At 64.4% G+C, this 14,340-nt stretch carries 14 protein-coding genes; 7 read left to right on the top strand and 7 right to left on the bottom strand.

Translation table 11 applies throughout. The features are described from left to right. Window positions 1-24: 24 nt before the first annotated feature. Window positions 25-2,478, bottom strand: a complete 2,454-nt coding sequence (locus tag LK459_RS06785; protein WP_039993910.1) for a penicillin-binding protein — start codon at window positions 2,476-2,478, stop codon at window positions 25-27. A gap of 391 nt (window positions 2,479-2,869) precedes the next feature. Here LK459_RS06785 and LK459_RS06780 point away from each other — a divergent pair, with 391 nt between their 5' ends. Beyond that, the gene (locus LK459_RS06780) at window positions 2,870-3,181 is read left to right on the top strand and encodes a WhiB family transcriptional regulator (protein WP_039993908.1); all 312 of its coding nucleotides are present in this window, start codon (window positions 2,870-2,872) and stop codon (window positions 3,179-3,181) included. A gap of 69 nt (window positions 3,182-3,250) precedes the next feature. On the opposite strand, the gene LK459_RS06775 is transcribed toward LK459_RS06780, so the two are convergent. After that, window positions 3,251-4,354, bottom strand: coding sequence for an ArsA family ATPase (locus tag LK459_RS06775; protein ID WP_039993911.1), 1,104 nt, complete (start codon window positions 4,352-4,354; stop codon window positions 3,251-3,253). Beyond that, window positions 4,354-5,397: an ArsA family ATPase gene (locus LK459_RS06770; protein ID WP_007238559.1), complete on the bottom strand. Its 1,044-nt coding sequence runs from the start codon at window positions 5,395-5,397 to the stop codon at window positions 4,354-4,356. Before LK459_RS06770 ends, LK459_RS06775 begins: the two co-directional genes overlap by 1 nt. 43 nt (window positions 5,398-5,440) lie before the next feature. Here LK459_RS06770 and LK459_RS06765 point away from each other — a divergent pair, with 43 nt between their 5' ends. From LK459_RS06765 to LK459_RS06740, 6 genes are all read left to right on the top strand, one after another. Then, on the top strand, window positions 5,441-5,605 hold the full coding sequence (locus tag LK459_RS06765; RefSeq protein WP_005208255.1) for a DUF4177 domain-containing protein: 165 nt from the start codon (window positions 5,441-5,443) through the stop codon (window positions 5,603-5,605). 10 nt (window positions 5,606-5,615) lie between these two features. After that, window positions 5,616-6,092: a RidA family protein gene (locus tag LK459_RS06760; RefSeq protein ID WP_007238558.1), complete on the top strand. Its 477-nt coding sequence runs from the start codon at window positions 5,616-5,618 to the stop codon at window positions 6,090-6,092. Between the two features lie 43 nt (window positions 6,093-6,135). After that, a complete protein-coding gene (locus LK459_RS06755; protein WP_007238557.1) occupies window positions 6,136-6,900 on the top strand; it encodes a sulfite exporter TauE/SafE family protein in 765 nt (254 codons plus the stop codon). Between the two features lie 71 nt (window positions 6,901-6,971). Continuing rightward, window positions 6,972-7,190: a hypothetical protein gene (locus LK459_RS06750; RefSeq protein WP_007238556.1), complete on the top strand. Its 219-nt coding sequence runs from the start codon at window positions 6,972-6,974 to the stop codon at window positions 7,188-7,190. A gap of 92 nt (window positions 7,191-7,282) precedes the next feature. Continuing rightward, complete coding sequence (locus LK459_RS06745) at window positions 7,283-8,404, top strand: flotillin family protein (RefSeq protein ID WP_007238555.1); 1,122 nt, start codon at window positions 7,283-7,285, stop codon at window positions 8,402-8,404. A gap of 58 nt (window positions 8,405-8,462) precedes the next feature. After that, window positions 8,463-9,311, top strand: a complete 849-nt coding sequence (locus LK459_RS06740; protein WP_227922337.1) for an MBL fold metallo-hydrolase — start codon at window positions 8,463-8,465, stop codon at window positions 9,309-9,311. Here the strand turns inward: LK459_RS06740 and LK459_RS06735 are convergent. The 4 genes from LK459_RS06735 to LK459_RS06720 all read right to left on the bottom strand — a co-directional run bounded on the left by LK459_RS06735 (window position 9,277) and on the right by LK459_RS06720 (window position 14,083). Continuing rightward, window positions 9,277-11,691, bottom strand: coding sequence for a tetratricopeptide repeat protein (locus LK459_RS06735; RefSeq protein ID WP_227922336.1), 2,415 nt, complete (start codon window positions 11,689-11,691; stop codon window positions 9,277-9,279). The two genes, LK459_RS06740 and LK459_RS06735, sit on opposite strands and share 35 nt — an antisense overlap. Then, window positions 11,688-12,815: an AAA family ATPase gene (locus LK459_RS06730; RefSeq protein ID WP_007240065.1), complete on the bottom strand. Its 1,128-nt coding sequence runs from the start codon at window positions 12,813-12,815 to the stop codon at window positions 11,688-11,690. Before LK459_RS06730 ends, LK459_RS06735 begins: the two co-directional genes overlap by 4 nt. 132 nt (window positions 12,816-12,947) lie before the next feature. Then, entirely contained in the window at window positions 12,948-13,622 is a 675-nt protein-coding gene (locus tag LK459_RS06725) for a Crp/Fnr family transcriptional regulator (RefSeq protein WP_005171581.1), read from the bottom strand. A 248-nt stretch (window positions 13,623-13,870) separates the two neighbouring features. Further along, window positions 13,871-14,083, bottom strand: coding sequence for a hypothetical protein (locus LK459_RS06720; RefSeq protein WP_005171585.1), 213 nt, complete (start codon window positions 14,081-14,083; stop codon window positions 13,871-13,873). Between the last annotated feature and the right edge of the window lie 257 nt (window positions 14,084-14,340).

The raw sequence follows: 14,340 nt of genomic DNA, 5'->3' as shown, positions 1-14,340 counted from the left end.
GCCAGTCGACGTCGGCGGCCCCACTCAGCCGGGAAGCTGGATGACCACCGGACCGACCCCGGGCACCTGCACGGTCGTCTGCGTCGGACCGGAATCGTCCCCGTTGTCGCCCTTGCGGCCGTTGCTGACGTAAATCGTGATCGTGCTGCCGGGCATCGCGGAGTCGGATGGCGCTGTGAACACCACCGTCCCCTGCTTGCGGCTGCTGTCGACCTCGAGCTGGTTCACCTTGAAACCGGCACCCTGCAGGCGTGAGGTCGCGTCACTCGCCGGTAGGCCGGTGACCTGCGGTATTCGGCCGCTGTTGTTGCCGTTCATGTACCGCGGATCGACGGGCGGAAGGCTGACGGGGCCGAACTTGGTGGCGATCGGCGTCAACGCCGAATACCACGTCCGCGCAGGTTCCATACCGCCGTAGATGTCGCCCTCGCCGCACAGCCGGGCAGGTCCCGAGCAGACGCCCGAGGGGTTGGGGCCGTCGGAGTAGACGTAGGTGGCCGCAGCCATTTGATTCGTGAACCCGACGAACGCCGCCGAGCGATGCGCCTCGGTGGTACCGGTCTTACCCGAGACCGGTAGGTTCCAACCCGCTGCGCCCGCTGCACCTGCCGACGTGCCGCCGCCCTTGTCGTCCTGGCTCATCAGGTTGGCCATCGTGTTCGCCATGCCGGGTTCGACGACGCGCTCGCAGGCAGGCGGATTGAACGCGACCGGGGTGGTCGCAGGCTTTCCGTCGGGGTCCATCACCGGGTTGCTGTACTGATCGCGCTTGATCCTGCTGATGGACTTGATCGGATTGGGCGGGCACCACATGCCACCCGAGCCGAGTGTCGCGGCCACGTTGGAGAGTTCGATCGCGTTGACCGGCCACGGACCGAGCGTGAAGGAACCGAGGTTGCCGTCCTTGACGTACTGCGCGATGCTCTTGTCCCCGTAACCGGACGACCCGGGAACCGTGTACGAGCGCATGCCCAGCCGGACCGCCATGTCGACCGCCGGCTTCACGCCGACCTGCTGGAGCAACTTGACGAACGCCGTGTTGGGTGACTGGGCGAGCGCCTGGGTGATCGACATAGATGCCGGGTACCTGCCGTCGTTCTTGACGCAGTAGTAGTTGGCCGGGCAGCCGAACGCCCCGCCGCTGTCACCCATGCCCTCGACGGCGACGCTGCCCGGGACAGGGATGTTGGAGTTGCCCGGCAGTCCCTTCTCGAGGCCGGCAGCGACGGTGAAGATCTTGAAGACCGACCCCGCGCCGTCGCCGACGAGGGAGAACGGTTGGGGCTGCACGGTCTGCGACGCGTTGGCGTTGAGTCCGTAGTCGCGGCTCGAGGCCATGGACAGGACGTCGTGCGACGTCTGGCCCGGCCTGATGACGCTCATCACGCCCGCGACCCCGTCGGCGTCCGGGCTCACGTTGGCCTGTGCGGACCGAACCGTGTTGCGCTGGACCTCCGGATCGAGAGTGGTCTGGATGATGTAGCCGCCACGCGTGACAGACGAGCGTGACATCCCGTTCTCGGCCAGGAACTGCAGCGCATAGTCGCAGAAGAAACCGTTGTTGTTGGCCCCGATGCAGCCCTGCACCGGAGTTCTCGGCTGAGGCAGAACGCCGAGAGGCGCCTTCTTGGCTGCTTCGAGTTCAGTCCGGCGCTCGGGGAAATTGGTGATCATCGTGTCGAGAACGGTGTTGCGACGCGTTGTCGCGGCCTCGGGATTGCTGTACGGGTTGAGCGCAGAACTCGACTGCACCATGCCTGCGAGCAGGGCGGACTCGCCGACGTCGAGGTCCTTGGCACTCTTGCCGAAATACGTCTGTGCAGCAGCCTCGATGCCGTAGGCGTTGTTTCCGAACGGCACGACGTTGAGGTAACGCGTCACGATCTGTTTCTTCGCCTCTTGCTTGGCCGCGGCGTCGTCGAGTCCCTTGCGCTTGGCCTCGTCGCGCAGCGACTGCTCCATCGTGAGTGCCATGCGCACCTCGCGCAGCTTGCGCGCCGGGGTGGTCTCGATGGCTGCCTGGCGATCGGCCTCGGTGCGTGCGAGAACCAGCAGTTGGTAGTTCTTGATGTACTGCTGATCCAACGTCGACGCACCCTGCTGGACCTCGCCGGACGAGGAGTTCTTGAGGAATGCGCGGATCGTGCCCTTCCAGTCGACGCCGTCGTGTTCGAGAAAGCGTCTGTCCTCGATGGAGATGATCGCTCGGATCATGTCCGGCGAGATGTCGTTGTATCCGACCTGATAGCGGTATTGGTCGAAAAGCCGTGCAATCGGAGTGCCCGCTGCATCGGTCATGGTGGTGACCTCGGGCAGCGTTCCGCTCAACAATTCCGACGAGACATTCTCGACTGCCGACGCCGCGCGATTCGACGCGATACCCACGCCGCTGGCCGCGGGATAGAGCAATCCGGCTACGAGCACGCCGGCCAACACGCATGCCCCTGCGAGCGACCACAGCTTCTTCGACTTCGGCACACCGGACAGGATACGTGTGATTTCTGAGACATCAGCGTGGCCCGCCGGTGAGGTCCCGGATGGTCGGGGCCGGCGCGCGGATTCGCTTGCCAATTGGGGTGCGGGTGACCGCCGCTGGAGCATTTTGTCGGTTTCCCTGCGGGTTTGCACGGTTGTGCCATTTTTCTGCGCGCCAGGGGTTGCGGAGGAATGCACAGATCCTTAGATTGAGTGCAGAATGTGACTCACATAACAACAGAGTCGAGAAGTGGTACGAGCATCTCTGAGTGGCTCGTCCTCACGGATTCGGCGACGTGGAGTGGGTCTGAGCATTCGACGGCAACGACGCAGGGGCGTCGTGAGGGCACCGGCCTCGCACGACGCGCAACAACACAAAGACAGGGGTCGGCTCATGGCGACATCGGCGGTATCGACCAACGAAACTCGATTGACCTGGGTGTCGCGGGCACGCTGCCGCGGGGAGGATCCCGATGAGCTCTTCGTTCGTGGCGCGGCGCAGCGAAAGGCCGCGGTCATCTGCCGTCACTGCCCGGTGCAACTCGAGTGTGGTGCCGACGCTCTCGACAACCGCGTCGAATTCGGTGTGTGGGGTGGCATGACCGAGCGTCAGCGTCGGGCGTTGTTGCGTCAGCATCCCGAGGTGACCTCGTGGGCGGAGTTCTTCGCCGCGCAGCGTCGACGCCGCGAGGTGTCAGCGGGCTGACCGGGGATATCCCTCGGTCCTCCTACGTACGGGGAAACCCTTGCGCAGGAACGAAGTACCGATTGCTGCTCAGCCCCTTCCGGTGATCTCCTCTGCGACAGCGTGTAATGCGTCGAGGTCGGCCACTTCGAACGGGAGCGACGGGACGCCGACGATCGGCACCGTCGGATGAGCTGCGGTGAACCGCTGCAGCAGATGCAGCTCGCGTTTTCCGGTTGCGGCCCGCGCGGCGTGGAGGCGCAGGACGCCGGCCGTGAGGTCGTCGGAGATCTTCTGCAGCGCGACGTGGGCCGCCTCTTCGGAGATGCTCGTGAGATTCGGGTGCGTGCGGTTGAGGATGAGCCCGGCCAGCGGCATCGACTCCTCGCTGAGCCGGTCGACGAAGAACGCCGCCTCGCGTAGTGCGTCGGGCTCTGCCGCCGCAACCACCGCGAACCGGGTGCCCGGCTGTTTGAGCAACTCGTAGGTGCGCAGTGCGCGTTCCTGGAAACCGCCGAACATGGAATCGAGTGACTGCACGAATGTCGCGACGTCGCGCAGCATGTCACCGCCGATGATCGTCGACACGCCACGCATGGCGAGACTCACCGCGCCGGTCACCATGCGGCCCACGCCGCGTCCGCCGCCGACGAGCACCTTCATGAGCCGTCCGGACAGGAACGAGCCGAGGCGCTGCGGGGCGTCGAGGAAGTCCAGCGCATTCCGCGACGGCGGTGTGTCGACGACGATGAGGTCCCAGCGGTCCTGCTCCAACAGTTTCCCGAGCTTCTCCATCGCCATGTACTCCTGCGTGCCGGAGAACGACGACGCGACGGTCTGATAGAAGGAGTTCTCCATGATCGCGGCGGCGCGTTCGGGCGTCGAATGCTCGAGCACCATCTCGTCGAAGGTGCGGCGCATGTCGAGCATCATCGCGTCGAGCGAGCCTCCCTCGACGAGCGGTACGACATCGACAGGCTGGGGGTCGTTGGTGAGTTCGGTCATGCCGAGCGACTGCGCAAGACGTCGGGCGGGGTCGATGGTGAGGACCGCGACCTTCCGGCCGTGCTCGGCTGCGTAGACGGCCATGGCCGCAGCGGTGGTGGTCTTTCCCACACCGCCTGCGCCACAACAGATCACGACGCGGGTCTCGGGGTCGGTGAGGACCGATCCCATCTTGAGATCGAGCGGCATCATGCACCGGCTTTCTGCAGCAGGTCGGCCAATTCGTACAGTGAGCCGAGGTCGATGCCCTCGTCGAGCAGTGGCAGTTCGAGCGTCGGCAACTCGACTTCGTCGAGTTGCGCCTTGGCGACCTGTTGCGCCTGCAGCCTGGTTGCGTGCTCGATGCTCTCGGTGAGCAATCCGGCGAGGTCGCTGTCGGAGACGGGCAGCTGAGCCTCGGCGAGACTGTTCGCGATCCGTGGAGCGTCGATGACCCCCTCGGCGATGGCGTCGATCTGGTCGGCGGGCAGGTACACCGGGCTGACCTTGTTGATGATCAACGTCCCGACTTTGACGTTCTTGGACTGCAATTCGCCGACGGCTTCGACCGTCTCCTGGATGGGCATGGCCTCGAGAAGCGTGACGAGGTGCACGACGGTCTCGTCGGAGTGCAGCAGCCGGGCGACCCCGTCGCTCTGATTGCGGATGGGACCGGTCTTGGCCAGGTCGGCCATGGCGGTGGTGACGTCGAGGAAGTTGCCGATCCGGCCGGTCGGCGGGGCGTCGACCACCACGGCGTCGTAGACGCGGTTCCCGGCTTTGTCGGTGTGGATGATGCGCTCTTTGATCTTGCCGGTGAGTAGGACATCTCGCAGGCCCGGCGCGACCGTCGTGACGAAATCGATTGCGCCGATTCGTTTCATCGCGCGACCGGCGAACCCGAGGTTGTAGAACATGTCGAGGTACTCGAGCAGAGCGTGTTCGATGTCGATGGCCAACGCCCACACCTCACCACCGCCCTCCGCGGTCGCGATCCGTGTGTCGTTGGGCGGAAGCGGCGGGATGTCGAAGAGTTGGGCGATTCCCTGACGCCCCTCGCATTCGACGAGCAGCACCCGTTTGCCGTCTGCGGCCAGCGCCAAGGCGAGTGCCGCGGCGACGGTCGTCTTACCCGTCCCGCCTTTACCGGAGACGAAGTGCAGACGCGCTCGCGAAGCGCTCTCCGGCCACGTGTTGTCCGCTACGTCGGCGGTCTCCTGGTGGGTGCCCCCGTCGGCTGTTCTGTCGGCCACAGGTTCACCTTAGACACTGCACCCCTCGGGATATGGTGGGTCCATGACTGAAGTGACCGCCTGGGAGTACGCGACGGTGCCGCTGCTGACGCACGCGACGAAACAGATTCTCGACACCTGGGGAGCCGACGGCTGGGAATTGGTCAGTGTGCTGCCGGGCCCGACCGGCGAGCAACATGTGGCATATCTGAAGCGACCGAAGGGCTGAGGGGCGATCCATGAGCTGGAGTGAACGGCTGCCGCAGATCGGCATCGTCCTGCCCCCCGCTGCCAAGCCGGTGGCCAATTATGTGCCCGCGGTACGCGTCGGAAACCTCGTCTACACGTCGGGACAACTCCCATTCGTCTCCGGCGCACTCGAGTTCCGGGGCAAGGTCCACGAGGGCGCAGACGGCACCGTGACCCCCGATCAGGCGATCAGTGCCGCAAGACAGTGCACGCTCAATGCGTTGTCGGCGATCGACGCGCTGGTCGGCCTCGACTCGATCACCCGCATCGTGAAGGTGACCGGGTACGTCGCCTCCGGACCCGGCTTCTCCGGTCAACCGCAGGTCCTCAACGGCGCGTCGGATCTCCTCGCCGACATTTTCGGCGACGCCGGAGTCCACGCACGTTCCGCGGTCGGCGTCGCCGAGCTTCCATTGGCATCGCCGGTGGAGGTCGAGCTGATCGTCGAGGTCGCGCCCGAGTCGTGAGGTCGCGGTCTGCGACGACGCTCGTACCGGGGCCTCGCGGTCGGTGAGCGTCGACGTCGTCGCGCTGCTCGTCGCTGCGGTCGCGGCAGGATGGGTCGACGCCGTCGTCGGTGGCGGTGGCCTCATCATGATCCCGGCGTTGTTGATCACCAACCCCGGACTGGTGCCAGCGACTGCGCTCGGGACCAACAAGCTGATGGCGATCTTCGGGACGTCCTCGGCTGCCTGGCGTTACTCCCGTCGGGTGCCGATGGATGTTCGACGCCTCGCTCCGGTCTTCGCCTGCGCGGTGATCTTCTCGGCTCTCGGTGCATTCGTCGCAGGCTTGTTGCCCGCCGAGGTCTTCACTCCGATCGTGCTTGTACTGCTCGTCGCGGTCGGTCTGTTCGTCGCGCTCAATCCGCGTTTCGGCTCGCACGACGTGGCGGGGAAGTCGCGGTGGTCCGTCATCCTCGGGCTGGTGGTCTGCGGTGTCGTCATCGCCTTTTACGACGGCGTGCTCGGCCCGGGCACCGGGACGTTTCTGATCATCACGCTGACCGCGCTTGTCGGAACGAGCTTTCTGGAGAGCTCCGCGATGGCGAAGGTCATCAACACCGGCACCAACCTGGGCGCCCTCGCGGTGTTCGCGGCGCAGGGCCACGTGCTGTGGCTACTCGGGCTGATGCTGGCGGTCGGGAACATCGTGGGCGCGCAACTCGGGTCGCACATGGCACTGGGCCGGGGGAGCTCGTTCGTGCGGTGGGTGCTGCTGGCCGTCGTCGTGGTGATGGTCGCGAAGCTCGGGTACGACCTGTGGAACGAATGAATGCCCCTCAACCACCGTGCCGGGTTGTCGGGTCGCTCCGATAGGGTCGGTGCACCGAATCGAAGTCGGGGGTGAATGCGGTGGTCGGCGCGATCGGTGTGGTGACACTGGGCATCGGCGGCGGTGACTCGCTCGGCGAGGTCGAGCTGCGTATCGCCGGCGGAACCGAGCGGTATCTCGCGCAGGCGCGCGAACCGATCGACGAAGGCGAGGACATACTCGTCATCGGTGTGCTGCCCGGGCGCGTTGTCGACGTCGAACGGTGGATCGCACCACCCGACAGAACCTGACCCGCGCCGAGTCGGACGAAGGAACGACGAGACCGACGCAACGACTTCGACTACGTCATGCTGTACCCGTCCCAACGCAGGAGGAGTGTTCGATGCTCGGCTATCACGTACCCGAACCAGACGAAGCGATGTTGATCTCGGGCAAGAAGTCCGGTGACGAAGGCGCTCCGTTCGTGGTGGTCGTCGGACACGGCAAATGGGTGATGCCGTTCTTCCGCAAGGTGCGTTATCTGTCGATGGCGTTGCACGAAGCGTCTATTCGCGAGGTCTGCGTGACGACGCAGGGCATCCAGTTGAACGTGCGTGCGGTGATCGCACACAAGGTCGGCGGCGACGTCGCGTCGATCGTCAACGCGGGCCAACGCTTCATCTCCGAGCAGGAAGCCGAGATGAATCAGCTCACCGGGCAGGTCTTCTCCGGTCATCTGCGTTCGATCGTCGGGTCGATGACCGTCGAGCAGATCATCCGTGAGCGGGACACGCTCGCCCGCCAGGTCCTCGAGGCGTCGAAGCGGGAGATGGGATCCATCGGGTTGGTCGTCGACTCGTTCCAGATCCAGTCGATCGACGACATGGACTCCGGGTACATCAATGCTCTCGCGGCGCCGAACATCGCCAAGGTGCAGCGTGAGGCTGCGGTCGAGCGGGCCCGCGCCGATCAGGAGGCGGCCAAGGCGCAGCAGGAATCGTTGCGAAACCAGGCCGACTACGAGCGCGAGACGTCGATCAAGCGCGCGGAGATCAAGTCCGAGACCGACAAAGCCAACGCCGAGGCCGCGCAGGCGGGCCCGCTGGCCGAGGCGCGCGTGAACCAGGAGATCATCCGCGAGCAGTCGGTGTTGGCGCAGGCGCAGGCCGATCTCCGTGAGCAGCAACTGATCTCGGAGGTCGTCAAGCCCGCCGAGGCCGAGGCCCGACGTACTCAGATCCTCGCAGAAGCCGAGGCCAAGGCTGTCGAGATCTCCTCGGAGGCCGCGGCGAAGAACAACCGCATCGCTCTCGACCAGCAGTTGATCGACCAGTTGCCCGAGCTCGTCGCCGAGGTCGCCAAGGGACTCGGTTCTGCCAACCTCACCGTGTTCAACGGCGCGGAGGGTGTCAACGAGATCATGACCGGGGTGATCACTCAGGGCGCCGGACTGCTGCGGAGCCTTCAGGAGCAGCTTCAGGCGGGCCCCGTCGTCGAACAGAGCCCGAACGGCTCGGTGCAGTAGGAGCACATTGCCACGGGCGGTGCGATGTGGTTGATGTGAGCCGCATTACCCTGTGTCCATGATGAGTTCAGGCGATCGGGATGACCTTGCCGACACCACATCCGATGCCGCGACGCATCCGGCCTACGGGGTGCTGCGTGAGGTGACGCCGTTCGCGTCGGTGTTGCTGTGCGAGAACCCCGGGATGATGGAGCTCGACGGCACCAACACGTGGGTGCTCCGCGCACCGGGCAGCGACCAGTGCGTGGTCGTCGACCCCGGGCCGCGCAAGCACAAGAAGCACGTCAAGCGGATCGCCGAGCAACCGGGTATCGCGCTCACGCTGATCACCCACCGCCACGGTGACCACACCGGCGCGATCAAGTCGCTGCACAAGCACACAGGCGTTCCGACGCGGGCGCGGCTGGCCGAGCATTCGCGGGGTGCTGCGCCGTTGGCCGACCGCGAGGTGATCGATGTCGCGGGGTTGACGATCACGGTGTTGCACACGCCCGGCCACACGGGTGACTCGGTGAGCTTCCTCGTCGACTGGCGGGGGCAGCGCGCAGTTCTCACCGGCGACACGATCCTCGGAAGTGGTACCACCGTGCTCGATCCCAGCGACGGGACGCTGCGCGACTACCTGAACTCGTTGAACCGCTTGATCGTCGAGGGCGAGGGTGCGACTCTGCTGCCCGCGCACGGGCCCGATCATCCCGACCTGGGTCCGGTGGCGCGCTACTACAAGAAGCACCGTGAGGACCGGCTCGACCAGATCGTCGCCGCGCTCGACGACATGGGTGTCTCGGCGAAGAAGGCGAAGCCGATGAAGGTGGTGCGCAAGGTCTACGCCGACGTCGACAAGAAGCTCTGGCCTGCCGCGAGGATGTCGGTCAAGGCGCAGTTGGAGTACCTGCGGGAGGCGTGACCGACGGGGCTTCGGCGACGATGGTTTTGAGCTTTGCTGCGACATCTTTCAGCTCATCCGGAAGCCTCACATATGCTTCCTCGTCGCCATGCGCGGCGTGCCAAAGAACGTCGAATCCTGTCGGCGCCGACGGCAGGCGCATCAGCGCGATAAGCAGGTGCGCCGGCATGATCGGGGGCTCCCGCAGTGCAATGTCCAGCGCGTGCTCGGGCTCATCGGAGTCGACCAGAATCGCGATGACTGACTGTCGGGTGGTGAGGGTATCGGGGTGGTCGGGGCCGAGGATGCGGGTGTGGTCGTCGAGGAATTGTTGGTAGAGGGTGAGTGCGGTGTCGGGGTGGCCGGTTTCGCCGGTGTAGTAGGCGATCAAGCCGCGGATGGTGAGGGTGTTGCGGTGGTCGGGGCCGAGGATGCGGGTGCGGTCGTCGAGGAGTTGTTGGTAGAGGGTGAGTGCGGTGTCGGGGTGGCCGGTTTCGCCGGTGTAGTAGGCGATCTGGCTGCGGGTGGTGAGGGTGTCGGGGTGGTCGGGGCCGAGGATGCGGGTGTGGTCGTCGAGGAGTTGTTGGTAGAGGGTGAGTGCGGTGTCGGGGTGGCCGGTTTCGCCGGTGTAGTAGGCGATCAAGCCGCGGGTGGTGAGGGTGATGAGGTGATCTTCTCCCAGCACTTCCAAGACCTCGTCCAGCATCTGCGTCAATTCGTCAAGCGCTTGTCGAGCTGATGCGCGTCCGCTGCATCCGGCAATTTCGAGACGGATTGCGAAGTCAAGTGGCGCGTGTCCCCCGGTCTCCGCCAATGCGGAGTGCAGCAACTCAACGGCTGCGCTAGGGTCGATATTCTGTAACCAGCCTCCCGCAACCAGCAGCAGCCCGGCTTTGGTCGGCCCTGTGGTCGACTCGGATGCGGCAGCCAAGAGGCCGACCAGCGACTCTCTGTTGGTGGAGTCGAGGCAGTGCGCTACGGCACTGTCAGTGGCCGCCAGTGGTGGCCGAGAACCCATGTGCTCGGCGGGCAACACGTCGTCGCCGCGATACATCAGGACGCAGAGTTCGACGTAACGCCCGCAGTCGGCGGTGTAGACATCGTCCTCGCCATCGATCCACCGCCGAGCTTCGGCGAGAAGATCCACGAGGCTAAGGGTGCTGTAGCCGAAGTCGAACGTCGGTACTTGAGACTTGAGCGATTGCACCAGGTATCGCTCGGCGGGCGAATTGGGTGCAGCGCCCGCCAGCTGCGTTCGGAGTGCTCCGGGTTGATACCACTCGCGCAGTAGCTCGACGACGAGCGCCAGAGGTTCGCCGCGACCGCTACGCCACTGGAAATGGTGCCTCAGCATCGGCTCTCGAAGGGAGTACCAGGTCTTGCGTTTGTCGCCACCAGGCACCTTCTCTGCTGACACCCATCGACCGCTCCGGAGCAATTCCAGTGCCTTGCTGACTGTCTGTTGGGTGAGTCCTGTTGCGTCGGCGATTTCTTTCGTGCTCTGCGCGGCAGCCGCCCCTTCCGCAAGTTGGCGCACGATCGCCTGCTGGTTCGGCGCAAGATCCCAGAGCAACTGCTGGTAGTAAGGCACGAGCCCTTCGACCAGGTCCTCGACCGCAGGGATCAGTTGGTCAAGGGAGTCGACAGTGAGACATTCCGATAGGACCATCCAGATGCGCGGAGAACCGCCGGTGAGTGTTCCGACGGCGTTGACGCGAGCTGCACCCACGTCTGAATCGAGGAATGTTGCGAGTGCGGTGTCGCCCCTATCCTCTGCAAGGCGTGTGAGCAGCTTGCGCCCGTCCTCTGTGGAGAGACCGTCGAGTGGAGTGGTGATGAGCCCACCAAACCACGGCTCCGTGCGGTCATGCACTCCCACGAAGAGGGACGGCGTTGCCGCGAAAAGCAGTATCTGGCCCGATGTTTCGACCCAAGAACGTAGATTGCGTTGACCAGCAGTCGAAATCGACGCGAACACCCGGTCGAGGTTCTCGATCACCAACACGAGCGTGCGATCGGCGGTCGCGTCGAGTATCTGTCCTTCGAGGTCGGTGGTGTTGCTCCTTCGCGCCAGCTGTAGGCCGATGGTCACACCGATTTCGTACAACAGGTCGTCGTATCGTGTGATGCCCATGGCATCCTCGGGTATCTCGGCCACAAGTAATCGCGCGGCGGTCTCCGAATCCTGTGCCATGCGGTGCAATGCCACTCGGAGCAGGTGGGATTTTCCCGAACCGCGTGGCCCGACGAGAAGTGTGTGGGGGCGCGATCGCGTGGTCGCAGCTGTTATGAGGCGTTGCGTCAACGTGTCCAGGAGGCGACCTCGACCGACGGTCCGTTGGTCGAGGACGGCCGGGTCTTCTTGTGCCGGCGTGAAGGGCCGCGGGTGCGATCGAGTCATCTCAACCTCCGGTGCGTCCGCCAAATGCGTTGTAGTAATTGGGAGGACATGCGATCAGTCATCGATTCGCGCGTCAGGTAGTGGTCTTTCTCGAGCAGGCGGAGCATTCGCAAGAGATCATCGCGATCGGGGGCAGCTCCGAGGACCGCACTCAGCGGCGCAGTCAGAGAGTCGACATCCAGTGCGTCGTTCATTGCCAATTCATCGAGCACAGCTCGGGCCAGCCGGGCGTCGTCGCGACTGAAGTAGTCATCAAGTCGTGAGTCGTAATGCTCGGTGTTCCAGAGATTTTCATTGATGCAATAGTCGACGATGTCATTCACGGTGCGATCAGGGTCGTCGGCAAGCTGTTGTACGACAGCTTGGACGTAGTAGGGGATGCCGCTCGTGGCCTGGAGGATCTCGGCCTCCAGTGCGTGTGTCCACTCGACGCCGACCCCGAGTATCAGTCGGTTGACGAGTTCGGACGCCTCTTCACTGCTGAGTGCGCCGACGTTCACTTGCCAGAGGTCGTTGATCACGCGGGTGTCTGGAAGCGCGTGGTGTAGCCCGATGGAGCCGGAGATGACGACGGCAAGCGGTCGTTCACTCTGCCTGTGGGCGCGAAGGTCGCCGAGAAAGGCGGTTGCACTTTCGGGGCCAAGGGCGTTGCACAGCACAGTGATCTCGTCGATGATCAACACCGCTCCTCTGGGGCCTGAGGTGGCGGAGAGTAGCTGCATGAGGTCGAGCTCGACTGGCTGGTCGTGCCCCCTCTTCGCCTTGCCTGACAGTTTGAGCCCACTGCCGAGAAACTTGAGTGCGAACTCGCCGCCGAGCTCCTTCTCCCACTTCGCAATGCCGCGTGAGATAAGGCGGTGGGTGCGGAGTTCTTGCAGTAGTCGTTCGGTGAAGGTGTCGATCCGATCGGTCTCTGCGCTGAGCCGGATGACGACCCGTCCTGCCTGTTCCAGTTCTGAATGGAGCTTTCTGAGGATCGAAGTCTTGCCCATCCGACGCTCGCCGGTGACGTACGCGCCGCCGCTTCTGGAGATCGCCTCGTTGATCTTGAGTAGTTCCGCGTCACGACCGACGAGGTCGTCGGGATCGACCACACCGCCGGGGTTCGGGAAGAGGGGGCGCATGGGCGAAGCCTACGTCACGGATGACGTACGTCGCAATAAACGTACGTTATATGTGACGTAGGTACACTGAGTAGCGCAAAAAAGGTCCCGCACGCTGCGTTGCGTACGGGACCTGTCAAGCTGCTCGGGAAGCTACCGTGCCCGTCGGGCGAGGCGCTCCGAATCGGCGATGAGGACGCTCTTGCCCTCGAGTCGCAGCCAGCCGCGCTGCGCGAAGTCGGCGAGGGCCTTGTTCACGGTTTCGCGGGATGCGCCGACGAGTTGGGCGATCTCTTCCTGGGTCAGGTCGTGGGTGACGCGCAGTGCGCCGCCCTCCTGGGTGCCGAAGCGCTGTGCGAGCTGCAGCAGCTGCTTGGCGACGCGCCCGGGGACGTCGGTGAAGATCAGGTCGGCAAGGTTGTTGTTGGTGCGGCGCAGGCGTCGGGCCAGCACGCGCAGCAACTGCTCGGCGATCTCGGGACGATCCTTGATCCATGCGCGCAGTGCGTCGCGATCCATCGAGACGGCGCGAACCTCGGTGACCGTGGTGGCCGACGAGGTGCGGGGCCCCGGGTCGAAGATGGACAGTTCGCCGAACATGTCCGACGGTCCCATGATGGTCAGCAGGTTTTCGCGTCCATCGGGTGAGCGTCGCCCGACCTTCACCTTGCCCGAAAGAATGATGTACAAGCGGTCGCCGGGCTCTCCCTCATGGAAGATGACGTGCCCGCGTGGAAAATCAACGGGCTGTAGTTGCTTGGTCAGCGCCGCGACAGCGGAGGGCTCCACACCCTGGAAAATTCCCGCCCGCGCCAGTACTTCCTCCACCTAAGGAACCTTTCTCATCGTCCGCGTGAAACGGCACACGCACTCCGCAACGCTACTCTCGCTTGAAGCATATGTGTTGAATGGGTCACTGGCGCCACTTTGCGGTCCGTGTTGCGTGTGGGGAATCGACGTTTCGATGCATTCGCGTGAACCGCGCCGACCGCGATTGCGGCGGTTGTGTCGTCGAGGAGAGTTCGATCAGAGAAGGCTCGGGAGAGTCGTCCGGTGCGGACGAGCCGGGCGTGCGATCAGCTCGCGCGGCGCTCCCGCAACTCGTCGAGAGCTGCGGGAAAACCGTCCCTGGCCAGCGTGTCGACGTGCTGGGACTCAGCGGACTGCAGGAACTCCTCGACGTTGTCACGGGAGACGCTGAGTCGGTCCGTGTGGTGTTGCACCTTCTCCATCGCGAGTGCGAAGAGCATCAACACAGCAGGGAAGAGCAGTGCGGCGAGTCCTTGCATACCGATCAGTAAACACCGATCGCCGAGGAGGCTCCTAACTGGAATCGTCGCCTTCACTGACTTGTTATCAAGCCGTCGCGAACCACCCGGTCGCAGTCGATCGCTAACCTGAAACGTGTGAGTGCACGTAAATCGGCTGCCGGAGCTGCGGCTCCGCGGGAGGCCGGGGCAGCGGACGCGGTGTCGACCCCCCCGGCGTCGACGAGAAGGTCGTCGAAGAGTCCTGCGTCGAAGTTCAGGAACGAAACCCATCTGGG

The organism is Gordonia otitidis (assembly GCF_020735545.1).
GTDB lineage: Bacteria > Actinomycetota > Actinomycetes > Mycobacteriales > Mycobacteriaceae > Gordonia > Gordonia otitidis.
This window is presented reverse-complemented; position numbering and strand designations above follow the sequence as displayed.

Coding starts and splice junctions, on each gene's coding strand:
- LK459_RS06735 (WP_227922336.1), bottom strand. CDS start 11,691: ATGACTCGATCGCACCCGCGGCCCTTCACGCCGGCACAAGAAGACCCG.
- LK459_RS06740 (WP_227922337.1), top strand. CDS start 8,463: ATGATGAGTTCAGGCGATCGGGATGACCTTGCCGACACCACATCCGAT.
- LK459_RS06775 (WP_039993911.1), bottom strand. CDS start 4,354: ATGCCGCTCGATCTCAAGATGGGATCGGTCCTCACCGACCCCGAGACC.
- LK459_RS06760 (WP_007238558.1), top strand. CDS start 5,616: ATGAGCTGGAGTGAACGGCTGCCGCAGATCGGCATCGTCCTGCCCCCC.
- LK459_RS06765 (WP_005208255.1), top strand. CDS start 5,441: ATGACTGAAGTGACCGCCTGGGAGTACGCGACGGTGCCGCTGCTGACG.
- LK459_RS06780 (WP_039993908.1), top strand. CDS start 2,870: ATGGCGACATCGGCGGTATCGACCAACGAAACTCGATTGACCTGGGTG.
- LK459_RS06745 (WP_007238555.1), top strand. CDS start 7,283: ATGCTCGGCTATCACGTACCCGAACCAGACGAAGCGATGTTGATCTCG.
- LK459_RS06730 (WP_007240065.1), bottom strand. CDS start 12,815: ATGCGCCCCCTCTTCCCGAACCCCGGCGGTGTGGTCGATCCCGACGAC.
- LK459_RS06720 (WP_005171585.1), bottom strand. CDS start 14,083: ATGCAAGGACTCGCCGCACTGCTCTTCCCTGCTGTGTTGATGCTCTTC.